21 protein-coding genes and 1 riboswitch are annotated in these 21,618 nt (G+C 62.6%); of the genes, 11 read left to right on the top strand and 10 right to left on the bottom strand.

Annotation, left to right across the window (positions count from 1 at the left end; all coding sequences use genetic code 11):
- Window positions 1–32 precede the first annotated feature (32 nt).
- Complete coding sequence (locus NWI_RS11580; protein WP_041345041.1) at window positions 33–1,859, top strand: PAS domain-containing sensor histidine kinase; 1,827 nt, start codon at window positions 33–35, stop codon at window positions 1,857–1,859.
- Between the two features lie 22 nt (window positions 1,860–1,881).
- Complete coding sequence (locus NWI_RS11575) at window positions 1,882–2,463, top strand: peptidoglycan-binding domain-containing protein (protein ID WP_011315443.1); 582 nt, start codon at window positions 1,882–1,884, stop codon at window positions 2,461–2,463.
- A gap of 185 nt (window positions 2,464–2,648) precedes the next feature.
- On the opposite strand, the gene NWI_RS11570 is transcribed toward NWI_RS11575, so the two are convergent.
- Together NWI_RS11570 and rpe are read right to left on the bottom strand one after the other, a co-directional pair.
- Window positions 2,649–4,727: a TonB-dependent receptor plug domain-containing protein gene (locus NWI_RS11570; RefSeq protein ID WP_011315442.1), complete on the bottom strand. Its 2,079-nt coding sequence runs from the start codon at window positions 4,725–4,727 to the stop codon at window positions 2,649–2,651.
- 111 nt (window positions 4,728–4,838) lie between these two features.
- Window positions 4,839–5,050: riboswitch (cobalamin riboswitch) on the bottom strand.
- 193 nt (window positions 5,051–5,243) lie between these two features.
- The gene (rpe, locus tag NWI_RS11565) at window positions 5,244–5,945 is read right to left on the bottom strand and encodes a ribulose-phosphate 3-epimerase (protein ID WP_011315441.1); all 702 of its coding nucleotides are present in this window, start codon (window positions 5,943–5,945) and stop codon (window positions 5,244–5,246) included.
- Window positions 5,946–6,163: 218 nt separating this feature from the next.
- On the opposite strand from rpe, the gene NWI_RS11560 reads away from it, so the two are divergent.
- Complete coding sequence (locus NWI_RS11560) at window positions 6,164–7,366, top strand: outer membrane beta-barrel protein (RefSeq protein ID WP_011315440.1); 1,203 nt, start codon at window positions 6,164–6,166, stop codon at window positions 7,364–7,366.
- Between the two features lie 103 nt (window positions 7,367–7,469).
- Here the strand turns inward: NWI_RS11560 and NWI_RS11555 are convergent, their stop codons facing one another.
- Entirely contained in the window at window positions 7,470–7,727 is a 258-nt protein-coding gene (locus NWI_RS11555; protein ID WP_011315439.1) for a hypothetical protein, read from the bottom strand.
- Between the two features lie 184 nt (window positions 7,728–7,911).
- Entirely contained in the window at window positions 7,912–8,910 is a 999-nt protein-coding gene (locus NWI_RS11550; protein WP_011315438.1) for a P1 family peptidase, read from the bottom strand.
- Between the two features lie 150 nt (window positions 8,911–9,060).
- On the opposite strand from NWI_RS11550, the gene NWI_RS11545 reads away from it, so the two are divergent.
- The gene (locus NWI_RS11545) at window positions 9,061–9,795 is read left to right on the top strand and encodes a cytochrome c biogenesis CcdA family protein (protein WP_011315437.1); all 735 of its coding nucleotides are present in this window, start codon (window positions 9,061–9,063) and stop codon (window positions 9,793–9,795) included.
- A gap of 95 nt (window positions 9,796–9,890) precedes the next feature.
- On the opposite strand, the gene NWI_RS11540 is transcribed toward NWI_RS11545, so the two are convergent.
- The 5 genes from NWI_RS11540 to NWI_RS11520 all read right to left on the bottom strand — a co-directional run bounded on the left by NWI_RS11540 (window position 9,891) and on the right by NWI_RS11520 (window position 15,177).
- On the bottom strand, window positions 9,891–11,006 hold the full coding sequence (locus NWI_RS11540; RefSeq protein WP_011315436.1) for a branched-chain amino acid ABC transporter substrate-binding protein: 1,116 nt from the start codon (window positions 11,004–11,006) through the stop codon (window positions 9,891–9,893).
- Between the two features lie 287 nt (window positions 11,007–11,293).
- A complete protein-coding gene (locus NWI_RS11535) occupies window positions 11,294–12,037 on the bottom strand; it encodes an ABC transporter ATP-binding protein (protein ID WP_011315435.1) in 744 nt (247 codons plus the stop codon).
- Window positions 12,034–12,870 (bottom strand): ABC transporter ATP-binding protein, encoded by an 837-nt coding sequence (locus tag NWI_RS11530; protein ID WP_011315434.1) that lies wholly within the window; start codon window positions 12,868–12,870, stop codon window positions 12,034–12,036. The genes NWI_RS11535 and NWI_RS11530 overlap by 4 nt, the downstream gene beginning before the upstream one ends.
- A complete protein-coding gene (livM, locus tag NWI_RS11525; protein WP_049750636.1) occupies window positions 12,867–14,252 on the bottom strand; it encodes a high-affinity branched-chain amino acid ABC transporter permease LivM in 1,386 nt (461 codons plus the stop codon). The genes NWI_RS11530 and livM overlap by 4 nt, the downstream gene beginning before the upstream one ends.
- Before the next feature lie 10 nt (window positions 14,253–14,262).
- Window positions 14,263–15,177 carry an ABC transporter permease subunit gene (locus tag NWI_RS11520; RefSeq protein WP_011315432.1) on the bottom strand — a complete coding sequence of 305 codons (915 nt, stop codon included), beginning with the start codon at window positions 15,175–15,177 and terminating at the stop codon, window positions 14,263–14,265.
- 416 nt (window positions 15,178–15,593) lie between these two features.
- Here NWI_RS11520 and NWI_RS11515 point away from each other — a divergent pair, with 416 nt between their 5' ends.
- On the top strand, window positions 15,594–16,118 hold the full coding sequence (locus NWI_RS11515) for a hypothetical protein (protein WP_011315431.1): 525 nt from the start codon (window positions 15,594–15,596) through the stop codon (window positions 16,116–16,118).
- Window positions 16,119–16,276: 158 nt separating this feature from the next.
- Here NWI_RS11515 and pcaD read toward each other — a convergent pair whose 3' ends face one another.
- Window positions 16,277–17,059 carry a 3-oxoadipate enol-lactonase gene (gene pcaD / locus NWI_RS11510; protein WP_011315430.1) on the bottom strand — a complete coding sequence of 261 codons (783 nt, stop codon included), beginning with the start codon at window positions 17,057–17,059 and terminating at the stop codon, window positions 16,277–16,279.
- Between the two features lie 137 nt (window positions 17,060–17,196).
- On the opposite strand from pcaD, the gene NWI_RS11505 reads away from it, so the two are divergent.
- The 6 genes from NWI_RS11505 (at window position 17,197) to NWI_RS11480 (ending at window position 21,600) form a co-directional block, all read left to right on the top strand.
- Window positions 17,197–17,643, top strand: a complete 447-nt coding sequence (locus NWI_RS11505) for an SRPBCC family protein (RefSeq protein WP_011315429.1) — start codon at window positions 17,197–17,199, stop codon at window positions 17,641–17,643.
- Window positions 17,644–17,770: 127 nt separating this feature from the next.
- A complete protein-coding gene (locus tag NWI_RS11500; protein ID WP_011315428.1) occupies window positions 17,771–18,256 on the top strand; it encodes a (2Fe-2S)-binding protein in 486 nt (161 codons plus the stop codon).
- 45 nt (window positions 18,257–18,301) lie between these two features.
- On the top strand, window positions 18,302–19,108 hold the full coding sequence (locus NWI_RS11495; RefSeq protein ID WP_011315427.1) for an FAD binding domain-containing protein: 807 nt from the start codon (window positions 18,302–18,304) through the stop codon (window positions 19,106–19,108).
- 1 nt (window position 19,109) lies between these two features.
- Window positions 19,110–20,054 carry an AAA family ATPase gene (locus NWI_RS11490; protein ID WP_011315426.1) on the top strand — a complete coding sequence of 315 codons (945 nt, stop codon included), beginning with the start codon at window positions 19,110–19,112 and terminating at the stop codon, window positions 20,052–20,054.
- Window positions 20,055–20,066: 12 nt separating this feature from the next.
- The gene (locus tag NWI_RS11485; protein ID WP_011315425.1) at window positions 20,067–21,293 is read left to right on the top strand and encodes a vWA domain-containing protein; all 1,227 of its coding nucleotides are present in this window, start codon (window positions 20,067–20,069) and stop codon (window positions 21,291–21,293) included.
- Window positions 21,277–21,600: an XdhC family protein gene (locus NWI_RS11480; RefSeq protein ID WP_011315424.1), complete on the top strand. Its 324-nt coding sequence runs from the start codon at window positions 21,277–21,279 to the stop codon at window positions 21,598–21,600. The genes NWI_RS11485 and NWI_RS11480 overlap by 17 nt, the downstream gene beginning before the upstream one ends.
- Window positions 21,601–21,618: the final 18 nt, after the last annotated feature.

Genomic DNA, 21,618 nt, shown 5'->3' with positions numbered 1-21,618 from the left:
TCGAGTGCGACGTAAGCTGAAGCGCAGGCGACGTGACCGCATTGAGCATCATCAAGGACCGTCTCGACGCGTTGCTGCATCCGTCGGCGCGATACGACGCGTTGACGCGGACGCGGCATCGAACTTTCATGGCGCCGCGGCTGCTCGTGAGCCTGGCCGCGCTCGCGGCGTTTCCGATATATCTGGCTATCCGCGGTGCGCCGACGGCGCTGGAGGTGGCGGCGTTCGCCTGGCTCGTGGTGCCGATTCTGCTGTCCTACTTTTTGTCGCGGACCGGCCGCTACGAAACCGCGCACATGCTGTCGTCGATCGCGCTCGCCGGTCTCGTCATGATGATTGCGATTCCGACCGGCGGGATTGGATCCTTCGCTACCGTGTGGCTCGTCGTGATTCCACTGGAGGCGGCGCTGTCCGCGTCCCGCCGCGTGGTCGCTTTCGCCTCGATGCTTGCGGCGGCGTGCCTGCTCGCGCTGATGGCGATGAGTTATCTCGATGTTCCGCCGCCCGATGCCGGCGTTGCGGCGCATGGCGGTTTCATGATGTTCGGCGTTGCGTCCGCCCTGATCTATGCTGCGGGCGTCGCGTTCGGCAGCGAGACCTTGATGCGCACCAGCGCCTCGATGCTGAACGTCGAGGAAAACCGCTATCGCCTGCTGGCGCGCCACATGTGCGACGTGATTTCGCGTCACAGGCGCAACGGAGCCGTGCAGTTCATTTCGCCGGCCGCGGAATCTCTGCTCGGCGTGCCAGTATCGGAGTTGCAGGGCCATGGTCTGTTCGACCGGGTCCATGTCGCCGATCGTCCGGCCTATCTCACCGCGCTCGCGGCGGCTGCGCTCGGCAAGGGCGCGCAGAGCGTCGAATTCAGGCTCAGGCGCGACGCCGCGTCCGATGCAGAATTCGAGGGGCACCCTTCCGGGAATTTCATATGGGTGGAGATGCGGTGTCAGCCGCTTGAGCCGTCCTCTCCGGCCGAACCCGAAGTCGTCGCGGTGATGCGGGACGTTACCGACAGGAAGCAGCAGGAGCACGCGCTGGATCTGGCGCGAACCGCGGCCGAGCGCGCTGACGCCGCCAAGACGCGATTTCTCGCGACCATGAGCCACGAACTGCGCACGCCTCTCAATGCGATCATCGGATTTTCGGACATGATCGTCCAGGAGGCGACCCTGCCGCTCGATGCAACGCGCCGCAAGGAGTATGCCCAGCTCATCAACGATTCCGGCCAGCATCTGCTATCGGTGGTCAACAGCATTCTCGACATGTCGAAAATGGAATCCGGAAGCTTCGAGATATTGCCCGAGCCGTTCGCGCCGCGCGAGGTGCTGCTCAGCGGCAGCAATCTGCTCGCGCTCAAGGCGCGCGACAACGACATCGAACTGGTCACGCGTGTTCCGGAGAATCTGCCGCAGATGGTCGGCGATCCGCGCGCGTTCCGGCAGATCGTTCTGAATCTGGTGTCGAACGCGATCAAGTTCACCGAGCGTGGCGGCCGCGTCACGATCTCGGCCCGCGTCGAGGGAGCGCGCATGGTGCTGCGCGTGGTGGACAACGGCGTCGGCATCGCGCAGGAAGATCTCAAGCGGATCGGCGACCCTTTCTTCCAGGCTGGAAAAACCTACCAGCGCCGCCATGAAGGGACCGGGCTCGGGCTGTCGATCGTCAAGAGTCTCGTCGGGTTGCATGGGGGCGAGATCGACGTGCAGAGCAAGGTGGAAGAGGGGACCACGGTCACCGTGATGTTGCCGCTGACGCTCATGCCCGCCGCGGAGCCGCCATCGAACAACATCGCCACGCTGACGCCGGCCTCCCGCTCCGGCAAGCAGGACCAGGGTTATCGGGTGAGGAAGAGTGCCTAGAAAAGTTGTTGGAGAGGATGGGATGCGGCCACGCCGTCGCGGCGTGGCGACCGGAAAGAGCGGGGCTGACGAGGAGCGTGGTCTGGCGATGCGCATCCTCATGCACAGCCCGAAAGATCTGGTCGCGGGGGGCATGGCTTTTGCCGCCGCCGGCGCGATCATCGCCAACGCCATGTTCATGCAGGCCGGCCATCATCCGTCGCCGATATTCGGATCGGCTGTTACGATTTCTCCGGCGCGGCAGGGCAACGCGGTGCAGCAGGGCAATCCGTTGCCGCGGCCTCGCCCGGTCGAGGCGGATGAGACGGGACGGGCCGAACCGCGCGCGAGAGCGGCGAATGCGCCCGGCAATCCCGTCCAACAGGCCGGGCCGCATAGCGATCCCGTTGCCGACATCATCAATGCGAATCGCCGCATCGCCGCCGTGCAGCGGGCGTTGACGGAATATGGCTTTGGTCAATTGAAGCCGACAGGAACGGTCGGGACCGAAACCCAGGCCGCGATCCGGAAATTCGAGCAGGCGCGCCGGATGCCGGTGACCGGACAGATGTCGGACCGCCTCGTGCGCGAGCTTTCTGCCTTGACCGGGCGGCCGATCAATTAGGGCATGATCCCGACCCGAAGGGTCGGCGCCAGCATAAAGAGGAAGCAGGCTTTCGGGATTTGGCTCTAGAGCCTTTTCGCTTCTGATTGAATCAGAAGCGAAGCTCTAGATTGTTGTTTTGACGCGTTTTCTTCACGCGAACCGGTTTCCACTTCGCCGGAAAATGCTCTAGCGGCCTTCGAGCGCTATCGCACTCCGTAACTGGCCACCCGGATGCCGCCGAAAACCGCGAGGCCCGGCGCGAGGAATCCGGTCGGATTCTGGTAGCGGAAGTCCAGGAGATTATCGATCCGTCCGAATACCTTGACCTGGTCGCTGAGTGCGTAGTCGCCGCGCAAGTTCACCAGCGTATAGCCGGGCACCGTGATTCCGGATGCCATCCCGTCGCGGGTGACATCGAGCCAGTCGTTGACCCGGACCAAAGTTGCCGACAACGTCAACGCATCAAGCGGAAGCCAGGTCGCGGTTGCGCTCCATTTCTCCTTGGGCCGGCGCAGCAGTTGCATGCCGGTGGCGGCATTGACGGCGCGGATGAAGGTGTAATCCGCGCGGATTCCGAAACGTTCGGTGATCTGCGCCGCGACGAAAGTCTCGGTGCCCTCGGTCGTCGCGCTGTTCACGTTCACCAGTGAGGTGAACGTGGAATTGTAGTCGATCAGGTTGGTGATGTCGTTTCGGAAGTAGGTCGAGCCGAAACGCACGCGGTCGTTGAACAAAGGTTGCTCGAAACCGGCGTCGAAGCCCCGGCTGTCTTCCGGTTGCAGGTTGGGATTGGCGAAGAAATTGAAGGTCGGATAATCCCGGAACAACTGGCTCAGCGAGGGCGCCTTGAATCCCGTGCCGTAGCTTGCTTTCAGCTTGGTTTCGGTAACGGGAACAATGACCGCCGGCGCAATCCGGTAAGTCATGCGGCCGCCGAACAGGTCGTTGGAATCCTGGCGGACATTGGCCACCAGGAAAAAGCGGTCCGCGAAAGCCGATTGCAACTGCACGAAACCTGCCTTGTTGCCGTTCCTGGCGGCAAAATCGGCGGTGTCCATGCGATCGGTCTGATGCTCGGCGCCGACGATCAGATGGTTGTCTCGCGTAATCTCGGTCACGGTGCGCCAGTCGAATTTGAGGCGTTCTCCCGTGGTGATCGTCGCGGCCGGGTCGCCCGGACCCACGTCATAGGCTCTGCTGTTCGTGAAATTGAGACCGAAGAAGCTCTGGACGCGTCCGTCGAACAGCGACCACACGGCCTCCTGACGGTTGAAGAGTTGCTGGACGGCGTGCGTGCTCTGGCTGGCGTTGGGAGTGCTTGGAAATCCGCCGTCGCCCGTGAACAGCAGCGTCGAGTCGGTATAGCGGACCACCGAATTGACGGTCAGATACTCATTGAGATCGACTCCGAGCTTGGTCGAGTAAGTCATGTTGTCATAGTTGTTGCCGATCGCCTGCCGCCCCGGCGGCAGAAGCTCGGGCGGCGTGACCGGAACGTCTCCGGCATGGAGATGGGCGACGTTGACCGCGTAGTTGAAGTTCCGTTCGGCGCCGCTCAGTCCGAGCGTCTGGTTGAAGGTTTTGAACGAGCCGGACTCGAGTGAGCCGGTGACCCGCGCCGGACCTTCGCCCTTTTTCGTGATGATGGAGATGACGCCGCCGATCGCGTCGGAGCCGTAGAGTCCGCTCTGCGGGCCCCGGAGGATTTCCATCTGCTGGATGTCCGCCGTGAGAAGGTGCGCATAGTCGAACGCGCCATTCGAGTTGGCGGGATCGCCGATGTCGATTCCGTCGAGCATCACCTTGGTGTGGTTGGCGTTCGTGCCTCGCATGAAGATCGAGGTCTGGGCGCCAGGTCCGCCGGCTTGCACCACATTCAGGCCGGGAGCCGTCCTGAGGATATCCGGAACGCTGCGGTGTTGCTGGGTCTGGATATCCTGCTCGGTGACGACGGTGATGGAGCTGGCCAGCTGGCCCGCGGGCGTCACCACTCCCGTGGGGCTGACTACGGTCGAACCCATCGTGCCCGGAACATGAGTCTCAGCGACAGGAGTTTGCCGGGGAGCGGGGCGGACGACACGGCGTGATCGCGAAGTCGTGCGGTGTGCGGGCGCCATCGCTCGATCCGGGGGTGGCGCGATCCGGATCGGAGGCAGCAGGTTGGGAGAGGCGGATTGCTGCGCGCTTGTGGGCGTATTCAGGCCGATCGATCCCAGCGAGGCGAGGAGGGCGGAAGCAAGCAGGCTTCTGCGATAAGCTCCGGACACGAAGGCGGCGGACATAAGAAAACCTCGGCTGGACGTCGGTGGCACGTCACAGCGAACGAGGTTTCACAGGAGCCTGCGCGGCGCCGATGAAGCGGATGTCTGTAGTCCCCGACTGACATCTTCGCGTGTGACCACGGGTTGACGGCAGGTCTCCTGGCTCGCGGGTCGTTACCTGACGTCGCCTTCCCGGGGCCGAGATGTCCCAGTGGCGTGTGACGCAGATTCGCCGCTTACAGTTGCGGGGGCAGCCGTGGCGTTGGAATGATCCCGGTGTTAGGATGATCCCGCACCACGTTCCCTTTTGATCTCCCAAGGGAGAACCGTCGCCGATCTGTTTGGGGGGGAACAAAGTCGATGTCAATCGACGGGGCGATCGAGTTCCGGCTTTTCCCCGTGGCGTTGCATATCCGCAGCAGGAGCGCTTTCGAGCGAAGCATGTCCTCGGGCTTGGCCCGAGGATGGATACCGGTTCGCGTGAAGAAAACGCGTGCGGCCTGACAGAACTGTAGGCGGTTGGCGACCGCGCTTGCGTCAGACTATTTCGCCGCGCGCCGCGGCGGCGGCATTGCGGATCGCGTCCATGTTGGCCTTGTAGGATTCCATCGTGCCGCCCTTGAACACCGCGGAGCCCGCCACGAAGGCGTTGGCGCCGGCGGCGGCCAGATCACCCGCGACGTCGGGTCCGACCCCGCCGTCGACCTCGATGTCGATCGGCCGTCCCCCGATCATCGCGCGCAAATCCCGAATCTTGTCGACCGCAGAGGAGATGAACTTCTGGCCTCCGAAACCGGGGTTGACCGACATCACCAGCACCAGGTCGACCATGTCGAGCACGTATTCGACGGTGGACAATGGCGTTCCGGGATTGAGCGTGACCCCCGCCTTCTTGCCGAGGTTGCGAATGGCTTGCAGCGAGCGATGCAGGTGCGGTCCCGCTTCGACGTGAACCGTGATGTGGTCGCAACCTGCCTTGGCGAAGGCTTCGAGGTACGGATCGCATGGCGAGATCATCAAATGGGCATCGAAGATCTTCTTGCTGTGCGGACGCATCGCCTTGATGACATCGGGCCCATAGGAGATGTTCGGCACGAAATGGCCGTCCATCACGTCGAGGTGGATCCACTCGGCCCCCCCCTGATCGACGGCGCGAACCTCATCGCCAAGCTTCGAGAAGTCCGAGGCCAGGATCGACGGTGCGATGACGAGAGGACGCGGCGCAAAAGTCTGGGACATGAACGTTTCCGGAAATATCAGCGGAGCTTGAGAGAGCCCCGCGTAACATGAGCCGCGCCCCGGAGCAATGCGCGGTCGTGTTTTCGGCGGTCGTCTTTATGAGCGGTAGTCTTGGGTTCGCCGCATCCGCATCATTGCGCAGTCGGCGCTGATTTTCATGATCCGATAACCATACACAACAAGTATTCGGTCCTTGTTTCGAAGTAATACGGGGCCGTATGCATATACCGAAAGTATTTCTACTCGCCGGCTGCCTCGGCCTTGCCGGCTCCCACGCCTGCGCCGAAAACGATTTCACGGCTTCGTTCCGGCTGCGCGGCGGATTCGACACCAATCCGCTGCTGGCGATCGGTCAGGGCGGCGGCAGCCTGTTCGTCGCCGCCGACACGGCGTTGGCCGCGGGCATGAAGACCGATGGCTACACGCTAGGCGTCGCGGCGGAAGCGACCGCCATGCACTATGCGCAGCAGCGGATAACGCCCACTCGTGGCGGCAAGGTGATCCTGCGCGGCTCGATCGGTGATGACGATCTGAGGCTGGATTCCACATCGACCATTGCCGACGTCAGCAGCTACACTCTGCGATCGTCCGAATTGATCCAATCGGTCAGGGCTGAATCCCGGCGCGGCCCGATCAAGCTGTTCGCTACGGCGGAGGGGGGACGGTCGAGCCTGAATCAGGCCAACGCGATCTTTCAGGATTTTCTCCCCGACCCTCAGCAGCATCTGCGGGGCACGCTGATCCCCGGCGTCAGCCTCGTCAGCGGAAAGTTCGAAATCGGCGCGTCCGTGAATCTGTCGGCGCGGCGCTACCTGCAGGAGTTCGATGTGTTCGGCTATCGTCGCGACAATGAGAGGGTGCAGCCGTTTCTGTTCGCCAAGTATGGCGGCGATGCCGTGACCGCCTTTGGCTCCGTTTCACGGTTGTACGGGACGTGGCACGATCCCGATTTCACCAATGTCGATCGAATTCTGTTCGATGCAAGTTTAAGCTGGCGCGCGGCGCCTTTTGGAATTGACCTCACGGCATGGCGGCGCGCGAGTGAAACCACGTTTCCCATTTCGCCGATCACCATCGACACCGCATATTCAGCGAGGGTCTCGTGGAATTGGGAGCCGAAGATGACGCTGGCGGCCTCGGTGGGCTATTCGATTTCCGAGTATCTGGATTCGCCCTTTCGTGCGCGGACTCTCACTTGCGGCGTCGGCGCGATTCGCGACTTTGACCATGACCTGAGCGTCAGCATCGATGTCGCCTATGCAAGAGGCTTGCTGATTTCGGGTGATCAGTCGAACGGGCTCGTGGTGATGTCGTCGATCACGAAGCGCTTCTCCGCGGCCCCGCCCGAGCCGAACAAAGCCGCATCCGCCGCACCGGCGTCGTGCGGACGGGGATGCCCCGTCCGCCTTCCACCAAGCTAGAGCACGCTCGCTTCTGATTGAATGAGAAGCGAAGCTCTGGATCTTTGTTTGGACGCGTTTTCTTCACGCGAACCGGTGTCCACTTCGCTCGAAAACGCTATAGCTAGTGGCAGCCGCATCCGCCGCCGAGCAAGCCGCCCGAAGAAAGGCTGCGGCCGAGCACCGCGCCGAGCACGCCGCTCTTGCCCGTGGTGACCGCGGTGTTGACGACAAGCGCGCCACGTCCGTTGAGCAGTCCGACCACGCCGCCGCGGCCGGTCAGCACGTTCGCTCCGATACCGATCCCCTGGCCCTTGTTGGCGAAAGCCGGCGCGCTCATGAAAGCGCTGACGACTGCGGCGAGAACGAGAATTTTCTTCATGACGGTTCTCCTTGTTAGATGCGCGATACTGCGCACCAGGAGAGCATCCGCCGGTCAAACCGCTACTTCAAGTTGTACTGAAAACTAACCTTAAATACGTCGATTAATCCACGTAAATACACCAACTATACTTTAAATACATACCGCTTTGCTCAGGAGAAAAACCTATGCGCCTCGATTGCGGTCAGCGCGCAAACCGGTCCTTCCATGCCGGCAATGCATCCGGAAACGGAAGTGCTTTTGCTTCATAGACGCCACGCGCGATCGCGCGAGCCACCGTGTTGGCCGCAATCATTCCGAGTTCGGTCAATTCGACGAACGGATCGATGGGCTTGTCTCCGGTAGCGGCAGCGAACACGATATCGCCGTCCAGCGGCGCGTGAACCGGATAAATCGCCCGTGCGAAACCGGTTTGTGACATTATCGCGAGCCGCCTGGCCTGCGGCTTGGTGAGCACGGCATCGGTGACGACGATGGCGAGCGTGGTATTCTCGCCGGCCTTCGCTGTCGCGCCGTCCTTCAATCGCATCGCCAGCATATCCGGCGTGAACGACGGCGGCAGCCCGCGTCCGCCATATTCGTCGCCGGTTTCAAATGGCACCGCCCAGAACCAGGGGCCATCTCCGACTGTGACGCTGCCGACGGCGTTCACCACGGCGAGCGCCGCCACTTTCACGCCGCCGGGCGTGGCCGCCGAAGCGGAGCCGATGCCGCCTTTCAGATTGGCGGTCGTCGCGCCGAGTCCGGCGCCGGTGCTGCCGAGCGCGAAATCTTCTCCCGCCGCCGCTGCGGCGGCGTAGCCAAGATCGCGATAAGGCGCAAAACGACCCCACTTCTTGTCGCCACCGTTCAAGAGGTCGAACACCACCGCGCCGGGCACAATCGGGACGGTCGCGTCGCCGATCACGAAGCCGCGCCCCTGTTCGGCGAGCCAGGCCTGAACGCCGCCGCCGGACTCGACTCCGAAAGCGGAGCCGCCTGACAGCGCGAGCGCGTCGATCCGCTCCACCGTGTTGACCGGATCGAGCAGGGTGCTGTCGCGGGTGCCCGGCCCCCCGCCGCGCACGTCCATCGCCGCCACCACGGGGGTGTCGAAAAGCACCGCCGTCACGCCTGACGCCAGCCGTGCGTCGTCGGCGTGGCCGACACGGACCCCGGAAATGTCGGTGAGGAGGTTCTTCATGGTTCAGTCTCGTTCGCGGGCGGATGGAAAAGGGTTGCTGTCAGATGACGGCAGTCGCGAGGCCGGGTCAATCGATCACGTCTGATCACAAATGTCGCGGAAGGAACCGAGGCTCTTGCATCGCGGGGCGATGGCAGGGCAAGTAGCCGCATGATTCACGACGTTTCCGTTCCCGCCGCGATGGTCGCGGGCCTTGTCAGTTTCCTGTCGCCCTGCGTCCTTCCGCTGGTGCCGCCCTACCTGATCTATCTTACCGGCGCCACCATCGAACACGTTTCTCACGACGAGACGGCCAAGACCTCAAAGCGGGCCGTGATGCTCGCCGCCTTGATGTTCGTGTTCGGGTTTTCCACGGTCTTCGTCGCGCTTGGCGCCAGTGCGAGCTTCGTCGGCAGTTTTATCCGGGCCTGGTCGGCGGAGTTGTCGATTGTCGCGGGTATCGTCATCATCATCATGGGCCTGCACTTTCTAGGGCTGACGCGGATCGGCTTCTTGATGCGCGAAGGGCGGCTCACGGCCCCTAAGCCGGTCGGGTTATGGGGCGCCTATGTGATGGGCCTCGCCTTCGCGTTCGGGTGGACGCCATGCATCGGGCCGATCCTGGCGGCGATCCTATCGGTGGCGGCGGCGGAGGCCACCGTCGTAAAGGGAGCCGGTCTGCTTGCGGTATATTCAGCCGGGCTCGGCATTCCGTTCCTGCTGGCGGCGCTCATGATTGAAAGGTTTTCCTCGCTGTTCAACCGGCTGAAACGCCATCTCACCAAAATAGAGCGCGGAATCGGCGTGCTGATGGTGCTGACCGGCGTAGCATTCCTCACCGGAACGATCTCCAACGTCAGCATCTGGCTGCTGGAGACCTTTCCGGCGTTGCAGAACTTCGGATGACGGGAGGAGGCCGTCGCCGCTTGTTCTCCGACCGGAGCATGGCTCTTCGCTGCTTTCGAGGGAACGATGCAAGGACCTGAAAGGAACGCCTCAGTTCACAAAGCAGGGTCGATTTCAGCGTAGTTGCCCTTGTCGTCCCACTTGTAAATGACATAGTCGATTTGCCTGATGTCACCCTTCGCATCGAATTCCAGCTTGCCGAGGACGGTATCCCACGCGCCTGCCTTGATGGCTTTCATCACCTTCATCGGGTCCGTGGTGCCCGCTTTCGCTGCGCCCTGCGCCCACACCTGCATCGCCGCATAGGTGTAGAGTGTGTAGCCTTCCGGATCGATGCCCCTGGCCTTGAATTTCTCGACGACTGCCTTGGCGGTCGGCTTGTTGCGCGGGTCGGGACCGAAGGTGAACAGCGTTCCTTCGGCAAGCGGGCCGGTGATGGAGGCAAACTTCTTGTCGTTCAGCGCATCGCCCGCCATCATGATGGTCTTGAGTCCCTGATCACGCATCTGCCGCAGGATCAGTCCGGCTTCCTGATAATAGCCTCCGATGAACACCAGATCGATGTTGTCGCGCTTCAGGCGGGAGACGATGGAGTTAAAGTCCTTGTCGCCCTTGTTGTAGGACTCGAACATTTTCTCCTGAAAGCCGGCCTTGTTCAGCGCCTTCTTGGTTTCGTCGGCGAGTCCCTTGCCGTAGGTGGTCTTGTCGTTGAGGATGGCGATGTTCTTGTCTTTGAAATTTTTGACGATGTATTCGGCGGCGACGATGCCTTGCTGGTCGTCGCGGCCGCAGACGCGCAGCACGTTCCACAGCTTGCGTTCCGTGAACAGCGGGTTGGTGGTGGCCGGTGTGATCTGTAGTGTATTTCCGTCGGCGTAGGCTTCTGAAGCCGGAATGGACGACGACGAGCAGAAGTGTCCGGCGACGAGCGGAATGCCCCGGCTTGCGATTCGTTCAGCGATGGAGCGCGCTTGCTTCGGGTCGCAGGCGTCATCGCCGACGAACAGCTTGAGTTTCTTGTTGAGCACGCCGCCCATATCGTTGGCATCGGCGACGAACTGCTCGGCGCCGTTATGCAACTGGCGGCCGAAAGCGGATTCGCTGCCCGTCATCGGGCCGGCCACCGCGACGGTGATGTCCTGGGCGAACGCCGTGGCCGACAGCGCCAGGGAGGCGCAAAGGGCCAGGCAGATCAGCTTCAATGATTTCATTCGAGCGAGCCTCGCGGAGGTAGGGCAGGTTACCATGTTTGACATTGCGGACATTGTCCGATGATTTGCCGCCGGTGTCATGGACAAATTTTCGAGCGCCGTTTCATCCGGCGACAGCCACCTGGTCACGCCGGGCCAGAGTCTTTCACCGCTTCACGGAAACGATGAAAGACTCTATCTTTATGTTTTTGACGCGTTTTCTTCACGCGAACTGGATTCCATTTCGCTTGAAAACGCTATGGTGGAGCGAATTCCGCATCCACGTCATCGCCCAGCAAGCGCCTGCGTCAGGCATGGCGGCCGCCTTCGAGATAGGCTGCGCGGATTTCCGGGCGTTGCAGCAACTCCATGCCTTCGCCGCTCATCGTGATCAGCCCGTTGACCATCACATAGCCGCGATGGGCGAGGCGAAGGGCATGATTGGCGTTCTGCTCGACGATCAGCACCGTGAGATGGTCCTCGTTGTTCAACGCGCGGATGGCGCTGAAAATCTGCCGGGTGATCAGCGGCGCAAGACCAAGCGAAGGTTCGTCCAGCAATAACAGGCGCGGGCGGCTCATCAGCGCGCGGCCGATCGCCAGCATCTGCTGCTCGCCGCCGGACAGCGTGCCGCCGCGCTGCGTCATGCGTTCCTGTAGCCGCGGAAACAATTTTAGCACGCGATCCAGGCTGGCGGCTCGCTCAGCCTTGCTGCCGGGCGTGGCGTCCGCGCCCATCTGCAGGTTCTCCGCGACCGTCATGCGCGGGAAAATGCGCCGCCCCTCCGGGGACTGCGCGATGCGCAGCCGAGCCACCTCGTGCGTCGGCATGGAGCTGATGTCCTGGCCGTCGAACAGGATCTGGCCGGCGCGGGCGCGGGGACGGCCGAAAATGGTCATCATCAAGGTCGATTTGCCGGCGCCGTTGGCGCCGATCAACGCGACGATCTCGCCGGCCTGGATTTCGAGATCGATGCCTTTCAGGGCTTCGATCTTGCCATAGGCGGCGCGCAGCCCGCGAATGGCGAGCAGGGGCGTTGCGCCGGCGTTCATACGTCGCCCTCCATCACGGCGGCGGCGGTGTCCTCGTCGGCGCCGAGATAGGCAGCGACGACTTTCGGATCGTCGCGCACCGCGCGTGGCGTGCCGTCGGCGATCTTGACGCCGTGGTCGAGCACAATGATGTGGTCGGAGATTTCCATCACCACGCTCATGTCGTGCTCGATCAGAAGGATAGACGTGCCGAAGTCGCTGCGGATCGACAGCAACAGCTCGCTCAAGCCCGCGCTCTCGTTGGCGTTGAGCCCCGCGGCCGGCTCATCGAGGCAGAGCAGCGCGGGCTGCGCGCACATTGCGCGCGCGATCTCCAGGCGGCGCTGGTCGCCGTAGGGGAGGTTGCCCGCGGCGTCGTCGGCGCGTTGCAGCAGGCCGATGCGGTCGAGCCAGTCGCGCGCGGAATCGATTGCCTGCTTCTCCGCGGCCCGGAACGACGGGGCGCCGATCAGGCCGAGCAGGCTGAAACCGGACGCGCGCATCAACGCATTGTGCTGCGCGACCATCAGGTTCTCCAGCGCCGTCATGCCGGGAAACAGGCGGATGTTCTGGAAGGTACGCGCCACCTTGGCGTATTTGCAGATGCGGAAGTCGCGCAGGCGATCGAGCCGAAAGGTCGCGCCGTCATCGTGCACCAGGCGCATGGCGCCTCGCGAGGGCCGGTAGAACCCGGTGACGCAGTTGAACACCGTTGTCTTGCCCGCGCCGTTCGGCCCGATCAGCGCGGTGATGTGGCGGCGCTGCGCGGTGAACGACAGCTCGTTGATGGCGAGAATGCCTCCGAACCGCATCGTCAGTCCATCGACGTCGAGAATGGGAGCAGGCGTCGTCATCCGCGGCCTTCCTTGACCAGCGACGATGATATCTCGGTCGGTTTTTGCAGGAACACGGTGGGAGCGCGATGGCTGACGAGACCGCGCGGCCGCCAGATCATCAGCAGCACCATGACGCCGCCGAACACCAGCATACGAAACTGGTCAAGGCCGCGGAACAACTCGAATCCACCGATCATTGCGATCGCGGCGAGCGCCACGCCGAGTTGCGAGCCCATGCCGCCCAGGACGACGATGGCGAGCACCAGCGCCGATTCCTGAAAGGTGAAGGACTCAGGGCTGATGAAGCCCTGCCGGGTCGCGAAGAACGCGCCCGCGAAGCCGCCGAACATCGCGCCTATCGCGAAGGCCGAGAGTTTCGTTGTGGTGATGTTGATGCCGAGCGCGCGGCAGGCCACCTCATCCTCGCGCATCGCTTCCCAGGCGCGGCCGATCGGCAGCCGCCGCAGGCGGATGGTGACCCAGTTCGTCAGCAGCGCTAGCGCAAGGATGATGTAGAACAGGAAGACGAGGCGATGCGTGGGCGAGAACGGAACGCCGATCAGCGCCGCGAAGCCGTCGTCGCCCCGCGTGAGGGGAATGCCGAACACGGTGGGGCGCGGGATGCCGCTGATCCCGTTCGGCCCGCCGGTGAGATCCTGCCAGTTGAGGATGACAAGCCGTATGATTTCCCCGAACGCCAGCGTGACGATCGCGAGATAGTCGCCGCGAAGCCGCAACACCGGGAAGCCGAGCAGCACCCCCCAGAATGCGGCCAGCAGGCCGGAAACCGGCAACAGCGCCCAGAACGCCCACGAACCAAGTTGCAGGAAGTCGATCGCGACGTAGGGATAGGTCTCGATAAAATACGGAAACGGCAGCCCGCTCTGCGCCAGCAGCGCGTAGGAGTACGCGCCGACGGCATAGAACGCCACGTAGCCGAGATCGAGAAGTCCGGCGAGACCGACCACGACGTTGAGCCCCCAACCCAGCATCACATAGGTCAGCACGAGGATCGCGAGGTCGAGCAGGTAGCGCTGATTATAGAAGATGACCGGCACCAGCAGGGCGAAAATCAGGAGCGCGGGTATCAGCAGGCGGCCCAGCATTGCGAATGCACGGCGCACGGTATCCGGCAGTTCGACGCTGCCGACGGGGCCGGTCCAGCGCTTGATTGTTTCGACGATGATGCTGCCGATGAATACCGCGCCGACGACGGCCGCGAGTTCGCCGAACCGGGTCCAGTAGGTCAACTGTCCGGATGGGCCGGTTTCGGTGCGGATGCCGATCATGAGTGAGAACAGCACCAGCGCCAGCAGCGCGCTCACGACCGCGTTCTTGATGATGGCCGCGACACCACGATCGCGCGTGGCGGTTTGTTGGCTCAAAGCGGGCGCTGTCACGTCCGGACCGTCAGACTTTTTCGACTTCGGGACGGCCAAGCAGGCCGGTAGGCATGAAGATCAGCACGATGATCAGGATCGAGAAGGCTGCAACATCCTTATACTCGATCGAAAAGTAAGCCGACCAGAACGTCTCGATCAGCCCGATCGCAAGGCCGCCGAGCATCGCGCCGGGCAGCGAGCCTATGCCGCCGAGAACCGCGGCCGTGAATGCCTTGATGCCGGCGACGAAGCCCATGAAGAAATCAACAAGGCCATAATACAGCAGGTACATCATTCCGGCGACGGCGGCGAGCGACGCCCCGATCACGAAAGTCATCGAGATGGTGCGATCGACGTTCACGCCGAGAAGCGCCGCCATGGTCTGATCCTGCTCGCAGGCGCGCATATCGCGGCCGAAGCGCGTACGCGACACGATGTAGCTGAAGATCGCGAGCAGCACGATGGTGGTGGTCACCACCACGATCTGGACATTGGATAGCTGGACCGCGAAGTTTCCAGAATCGTGCAGCGTGTAGCCGCCGGTGATGAGCGGCGGGATCGGCTTGACCTGCGCGCCCTGGGAAACCTGCGAAAAATTCATGAGTACGAACGACATGCCGATCGCCGACAGCAGCGGCGCGAGTCGAAACGACTGGCGCAGGGGCCTGTAGGCGATGCGCTCGACAACCCAGCCGTAAACGGCGGTGACGGCCATTGAAACGATGAGCATGACGAGCAGGATCAGCGGCACGGCGGAGAGGCCCATCGACATCAGGATCAGGAAGGTGATCAGCGCGATGAAGCCGCCGATCATGAAGATGTCGCCGTGAGCGAAATTGATCATGCCGACAATGCCGTAAACCATCGTATAGCCGGTCGCGATCAGCCCATAGATCGAGCCGAGCACGACGCCGTTGATCAGTTGCTGGGCAAAATAATCCATGCGCCGCCGTAATCTGGTATTCCGAATGCGACTTATATCAGACGCGGTAACGGGCTCCGGCAGCCGACCGGCGCGTCTTGAATCAATGTCTAACAGTGGCGCTCGCGTGCGGCAACCGCAGCCGTTCAGCGGGGCTGGCGGCAGCGTATAAAGGCTGTGCATTTCGCCGGTGTTTCGCAGGCTCCGGGTCTTGCAGGCTCCGGGTCTTGCAGGCTTCGGTCGAGCGGGGAAGCGGGGAGCTGCAAGGGCGACGGGAAATGTCCTGCATTCCGGCGGCCACGGCCGGCGGTTGTCCACAGAAGCGGGTCTTGTTAAGGTTAACAAAGGGTTTCCTTTGCGCTCCCGCGTTTACCCGGCGTTAATCACCGTCAAGGCCTTGCCGGCTCTCGACACGGCCACGCGAAAGCGGGTGGCGCATGACCAGTTCCTGGCGCATCAGCACCGTCAACGGAGCGTTGCTGGCGCTCTATTTCATTCCGGTCTGGACCTTCGTCGCATTCAAGATCGTGGCGTCGCCGGTGCACGGACTTTACGATCTGGCCAATGTGTCGGTTGCGTTGTTTCTCAGCGACCACCTCCATGTCGTAGCGATGGACCTTGTGCGTTTCGCCTGGCTTCTGGCGCTCGGCAAGATGACGGTGGTTGTGTTCTTCGCGGTGTTCCTGGTGATGACCACGCGCGCATCGGTCCGGAAGTCAGGCAGCTTCGATGAGGCGCTGGCGCTGGCTCTCGGCATCGGCAGCTCCATCGCCTTCGCCAGCATGGTGATGGCGTCACAGGTCGGCGAGATGGCCGCGCTGCGCCTGCATGCGACCGAACTGCTGTTGCTGCTTGGCGGCGCGATCCTGATGGCGACCGAGCCGCCGTTCCAGCGCGACCCGCCGGTGCGGCCTTGGCCTTCGCAGCCGAACGTCCAGCCTTTCACCAGTTCCAGTTCCTGAATTATCACGCCGGTTTTCTGGCCGGGTGGCGAGAGCCTTCCCGCTTCTGACGGAATCAGAGGCGGGGCTGTCAGATATTGATTTGACGCGTTTTCTTCACGCGAACAGGCCATCCATCCTCGGGTCAAGCCCGAGGACATGCTTCGCTCGAAAACGCTCTATTGCTGCATCAAAAATCCGGTCACCGCCTCGGTGAAGGCATGTGATTGTTCGACGTTGGAGATATGTGCGGCATCGAGAATGGTCATGCTGGCGGAAGGAATCCGGCTGCGGATGTATTCCCCGGCCGCGACAGGTGTAGACTGGTCGTGCCGTCCGGCGATGACCAGCGTGGGGCTTTTGATGCGGGGCAGCAGCTCGCGCTGATCCAGGGTGCTCAGCGCCTCGCAGCAGGCGATATAGCCTTCCACCGGGGAAGCGCTCAGCATGGCTTTGATCTTCGCGGTGATCTGGGGTTCGCGTTCGCGAAAGCCCGTGGTCAGCCAGCCGCTGATCACGGTCTCGGCGATCGCGGCGAGGCCGCCTTCCTTCACGGTCTTGATGCGGGCGTGCCAGTTGGCCGGATCGGGATAGTAGCAATTCGTGTTGGCGAGAATGATGCGGTCGAAACGTTCCGGCGCATGTGCTCCGAGCCATTGGCCGACCATGCCGCCCATGGACAATCCGCACCAGTGCGTCCTCGCAATATTGAGGTCATCGAGAATCGCCAGCACGTCCCGGCCAAAGCGCTCCATCGAATAGGGACCGGGTGGAACGCCGGACTTGCCGTGACCGCGCCGGTCATAGCGGATGATCCGGAACAGCTTGGACAGCGCCGCCATCTGCGGCTCCCACATCTGCAGCGTGCAGCCGAGCGCGTTCGACAGCATCAGCGTCGGGCCGCCATCGCGCCCCTCGACGGAAACATTCAGCAGGCAGCCATCCGCATAGATCATGGGCATTGTCGTTTCTCCTGCCAGCCACAAACGTTTGAAACGGGAACGATTCCATCGCCGTCTCTTTCTTTTGCGGCCGTCGTCCTCTACGTCAAGGGTGGACGCTTTCGGAACAGCGTGACCGCCGACAAGAGGGCAGGCTCATGGCGATGACAGTGAACGGCGAGGTCGAACTCGCAGCCTCTCGCGATCTTGTATGGGCCAAGCTCAACGACCCCGAAGTCTTGAAAAGCTGTATTCCCGGTTGCGAGGAATTCATCAAGGTCGACGAGAACCAGTTCCAGGCCGTCGCCAGATTGAAAATCGGTCCGGTATCCGCCCGCTTCAAGGCCAGGGTGACGCTCAGCGATATCGACCCGCCGAACGGATACAGGATTGCAGCCGAGGGGGAAGGCGGCGTGGCCGGGTTTGCAAAGGGTGAATCAACCGTGGTGCTGCTCGATCATCATGGAGGCACTCTTCTGAAGTACGAAGCCGCGGCGCAGATCGGCGGCAAGCTGGCGCAACTGGGGCAAAGGCTGATCAGCGGTACGGCCAGGAAGCTGGCCGGTGAATTCTTCGCGAAGTTCGCCAAAGCCATTGAGGGATAAGCGCGACTTAGGGGCAGACCTATTTTCGGCGCGACGACCGGCGCCGCCCGCGCGAACCCGTTATTGGGGCGGCTCATATCGTGCTATAAAGCGCGATCATTCCGACGTGCGACCGTAGAGAGCGCCAATGGCCAAGATTTCGCTGATCGTGAACGGCGAACCGACCACCGCCGACATCGATCCTCGCACGTTGCTGGTGCGCTTCCTGCGCGAAAACCTGCGTCTCACCGGCACCCATGTCGGATGTGACACCTCGCAGTGCGGCGCCTGCATCGTGCATCTCGACGGGAAGGCGGTGAAGTCATGCACCATGCTGGCGGTGATGGCCGACGGGCACGAGATCAGAACCATCGAAGGTCTCGCAGCCGACGGCGCCCCGCTGCATCCGATGCAGGAGGCGTTTCGCGAGCACCATGGTCTCCAGTGCGGTTTCTGCACGCCGGGCATGATCATGAGCGCGATCGATATGGTTCGCCGCAAGGGCTACGCTCTCGACGAGCGTACCATTCGCGAGGAACTGGAGGGCAATCTTTGCCGCTGCACCGGCTATCAGAATATCGTCGCATCGATCGCGGCCGGCGCGACCGCGATGGCCAAATCCGATCGCGCTTGAGTTCCGATTTACAACCCCGCGGAACGACACCAGAGACCCTGAGCCATGTACGAATTCAAGTATCATCGGCCGGACACCTTGCAGCAGGCCGTCAACCTGTTGGCCGAGAACGAGGACGCCATGTTGATCGCGGGAGGCCACACGCTGGTGCCGGTCATGAAGCAGCGGCTTGCCAGCCCCGCGCACCTGATCGATCTTTCTCATATCGAAGGGCTTGATGGCATCGAGATGAGGGAAGGCATGCTGGCGATCGGCGCGACCGCGACGCACGCCGATGTCGCCGACTCGCCGATCGTGCGCGAGGCCATCCCGGCGCTCGCCGAACTCGCGGCGATGATCGGCGATCCCGCCGTGCGCCACAAGGGCACCATCGGAGGCTCGCTGGCCAATAACGATCCCACCGCCGATTATCCGGCGGCGTGTCTGGCGCTCGGCGCCACCATCGTCACCAGCAAGCGCCGGCTGGAATCAGATGACTATTTCCAGGGAATGTTCTCCACCGCGCTGGACGCGGATGAGATCATCGCACAGGTGATGTTTCCGCTACCGAAGCAGGCGGCCTATCAGAAGTTTCGCAACCAGGCATCGCGCTACGCGCTGGTGGGCGTGTTCGTCGCCCGGCTGCCGTCGGATGTGCGTGTCGCCGTCACCGGCGCAGGGGCCGACGGCGTGTTCCGTCTGGCGGCGTTCGAGGAGGCTCTGAAAAAGAGCTTTACGTCGAAGTCGCTCGAAGGGTTGAGCATCCCTTCCGACGGTCTCAACAGCGACCTGCACGGCAGCGCGGAATATCGCGCGCATCTGATCGGGTTGCTTGCGCGGCGCGCCGTTGACGCAGCGAACGATAGGGCATGACATGCGAGATCCTCGCCGCGCCGGGCCGGATCTCATGATAGCGGAATCGGCGCTGCCATCGTCCGTCGATGCCACGCTCGATCTGCTGGCGAAGCACGGCTATTTCGCCGAGCGGTCCCTGGCGACGGTGGTGTTTCTCTCGCTGCGCATGGCGCGGCCTTTGTTCGTCGAGGGCGAGGCGGGTGTCGGCAAGACCGAGATCGCGAAAGTGCTGTCGGCCGCGCTGGGCCGCAGATTGATCCGGCTGCAATGTTACGAAGGACTGGATCTGGCCTCCGCCGCCTATGAGTGGAACAGCCACGCTCAGTTGATTGCGATCCGGCTGGCGGAAGCGGCGGGTGATACCGATCGCGAGCGGTTGTCGAGCGACATCTTCGCCGAGAGGTATTTGATCAAACGGCCGTTGCTCCAGGCCCTGGAGCCGGATGTCCGCGGCCCGCCGGTGCTTCTGATCGACGAGCTCGATCGCGCGGATGAGGCTTTCGAAGCGTTTCTTCTGGAAATTCTCGGTGACTTTCAGGTGACGATCCCCGAATTCGGCACCGTCAGGGCGGCGCCGCCGCCGATCGTCATCGCGACGTCGAACAGGACGCGTGAAATTCATGACGCCTTGAAGCGCCGCTGTCTCTATCACTGGGTGGATTACCCTTCCGCCGAGCGCGAACTTGCGATCGTCAGGTCAAGGGTGCCCGGCATATCCGCCGCATTGTCGCAGCAGGTCGTGGGCTTTGTGCAGGCGCTGCGCAACCGGGATTTCTACAAGAATCCGGGCGTCGCCGAGACGATCGATTGGGCGATGGCCCTGACCGAACTCGATACCCGTTTGCTGACGCCGCAGATCGTCGGCGATACGATCGGCGCGCTCCTGAAATATCAGGACGATATCAGCCGGATGCAGGACGACGTCGTGCAAAACCTGCTGAAAGAAGCCGCCACCGATCCATAAGGCGGAATTCGCATGGCTATCAATCACTTTGATTCGCCGACCGGCCACATCGCGGACAATGTCGCCGGCTTCGCCCGCACGCTGCGCGCTTGTGGTCTTCCGGTGGGTCCCGGCGCGGTCATCGACGCGCTGAAGGCTTTGCGTCTGATCGACATCGGCAATCGCGCGGACGTCTTCAGCACGCTTCAGGCGATTTTTATGACGCGCCACGACCATGCGCCGATATTCGCCCAGGCCTTTGATCTTTTCTTCTGCATCGCGGAGGAAGGGAAAAACATGCTGGATCCGGTCCAGCCGCTGGACCAGGCCAGGAAGCCGCCGCCGTCGGCGTCCCGGCGTGTTCTTGAGGCATTGTCGCGACCTGCGATCACGAGCGAGCGCGAGGCGCCGCAGGGACAGGAGATGCGGCCTTCAGTCTCCGATCTGGAGGTGCTGCAAAAGAAGGATTTCGCGCAGATGAGCGCAGCCGAACTGGCCCAAGTCACGCAGATCATCGCGAACATGAAGCTGCCGCAAGCCAGACTGCACACACGACGTATCCGGCCCGATCCACGAGGGTCGCGGCTGGATTTGCGCCGCACGCTGCGTGGCGGGCTGCACACCGGGGGCGAGATTGTCGATATTCATCGCCTTGGGAGGATCGACAAGCCGGCTCCGATCGTAGCCCTGCTCGATATCTCCGGCTCGATGAGCGAGTATACCCGCCTGTTCCTGCATTTCCTCCATGGCATCACAAACCGGCGCGGGCGCGTTTCGGTCTTTCTGTTCGGAACGCGGTTGACGAATGTCACGCGCGCGTTGCGGGCGCGCGATCCCGACGAGGCGCTGGCCGCCTGTTCCTCGGTGGTGGAGGATTGGGCGGGGGGAACGCGGATCGCGACCTCGCTCCACGATTTCAACAAGCTGTGGAGCAGGCGCGTGCTCGGGCAAGGCGCCGTCGTCCTGATGATCACTGACGGGCTGGAGCGGGAGGCCGGCTCCGAACTGGCGTTCGAGATGGATCGGCTGCACCGATCCTGCCGCCGATTGATCTGGCTGAACCCGCTATTGCGCTATGATGGCTTTGAACCCAGGGCGCGAGGCATTAAGATGATGCTGCCGCACGTTGACGAATTTCGCCCGGTGCATAATCTGTCATCCATCGAGGGACTCATTGCCGCGCTTTCCCAAGCACCGGGACGACATGGTCGCGGCGCCGCCCGCGGCTTGAACGAGGGGCATTATGCTCGATCGCGATGAGGATATTCTGAAGGCGGCGGAAAGTTGGGCGGAGGCGGGCAAAGGCGTTGCGCTGGCGACGGTCGTTGAGACCTGGGGCTCCGCGCCACGTCCGGCGGGCTCGGGTCTTGTGGTCAACGAAGACGGAACGTTTCTGGGCTCGGTGTCGGGCGGCTGCGTCGAAGGCGCCGTGGTGACCGAGGCGCTCGACGTGATCTCCAGTGGAGCGCCCAGGATGCTGGAGTTCGGCGTAGCGGATGAGGCGGCGTGGACTGTCGGCCTGTCATGCGGCGGCAGGATCCGCGTATTTGTTGAGAAAGTGGTGTAGCGCCATTGGCGTATGTTG

The organism is Nitrobacter winogradskyi Nb-255, from assembly GCF_000012725.1.
GTDB lineage: Bacteria > Pseudomonadota > Alphaproteobacteria > Rhizobiales > Xanthobacteraceae > Nitrobacter > Nitrobacter winogradskyi.
Note: the sequence above shows the minus strand (reverse complement) of the source record. Positions and strands in the feature narration are given on the sequence as shown.

Coding starts and splice junctions, on each gene's coding strand:
- NWI_RS11505 (WP_011315429.1), top strand. CDS start 17,197: ATGGCGATGACAGTGAACGGCGAGGTCGAACTCGCAGCCTCTCGCGAT.
- NWI_RS11530 (WP_011315434.1), bottom strand. CDS start 12,870: ATGACGACGCCTGCTCCCATTCTCGACGTCGATGGACTGACGATGCGG.
- NWI_RS11570 (WP_011315442.1), bottom strand. CDS start 4,727: ATGTCCGCCGCCTTCGTGTCCGGAGCTTATCGCAGAAGCCTGCTTGCT.
- NWI_RS11520 (WP_011315432.1), bottom strand. CDS start 15,177: ATGGATTATTTTGCCCAGCAACTGATCAACGGCGTCGTGCTCGGCTCG.
- NWI_RS11550 (WP_011315438.1), bottom strand. CDS start 8,910: ATGAAGAACCTCCTCACCGACATTTCCGGGGTCCGTGTCGGCCACGCC.
- NWI_RS11515 (WP_011315431.1), top strand. CDS start 15,594: ATGACCAGTTCCTGGCGCATCAGCACCGTCAACGGAGCGTTGCTGGCG.
- NWI_RS11480 (WP_011315424.1), top strand. CDS start 21,277: ATGCTCGATCGCGATGAGGATATTCTGAAGGCGGCGGAAAGTTGGGCG.
- pcaD (WP_011315430.1), bottom strand. CDS start 17,059: ATGCCCATGATCTATGCGGATGGCTGCCTGCTGAATGTTTCCGTCGAG.
- NWI_RS11495 (WP_011315427.1), top strand. CDS start 18,302: ATGTACGAATTCAAGTATCATCGGCCGGACACCTTGCAGCAGGCCGTC.
- NWI_RS11560 (WP_011315440.1), top strand. CDS start 6,164: ATGCATATACCGAAAGTATTTCTACTCGCCGGCTGCCTCGGCCTTGCC.
- NWI_RS11535 (WP_011315435.1), bottom strand. CDS start 12,037: ATGAACGCCGGCGCAACGCCCCTGCTCGCCATTCGCGGGCTGCGCGCC.
- rpe (WP_011315441.1), bottom strand. CDS start 5,945: ATGTCCCAGACTTTTGCGCCGCGTCCTCTCGTCATCGCACCGTCGATC.
- NWI_RS11545 (WP_011315437.1), top strand. CDS start 9,061: ATGATTCACGACGTTTCCGTTCCCGCCGCGATGGTCGCGGGCCTTGTC.
- NWI_RS11485 (WP_011315425.1), top strand. CDS start 20,067: ATGGCTATCAATCACTTTGATTCGCCGACCGGCCACATCGCGGACAAT.
- NWI_RS11540 (WP_011315436.1), bottom strand. CDS start 11,006: ATGAAATCATTGAAGCTGATCTGCCTGGCCCTTTGCGCCTCCCTGGCG.
- NWI_RS11490 (WP_011315426.1), top strand. CDS start 19,110: ATGCGAGATCCTCGCCGCGCCGGGCCGGATCTCATGATAGCGGAATCG.
- NWI_RS11555 (WP_011315439.1), bottom strand. CDS start 7,727: ATGAAGAAAATTCTCGTTCTCGCCGCAGTCGTCAGCGCTTTCATGAGC.
- NWI_RS11500 (WP_011315428.1), top strand. CDS start 17,771: ATGGCCAAGATTTCGCTGATCGTGAACGGCGAACCGACCACCGCCGAC.
- NWI_RS11575 (WP_011315443.1), top strand. CDS start 1,882: ATGCGGCCACGCCGTCGCGGCGTGGCGACCGGAAAGAGCGGGGCTGAC.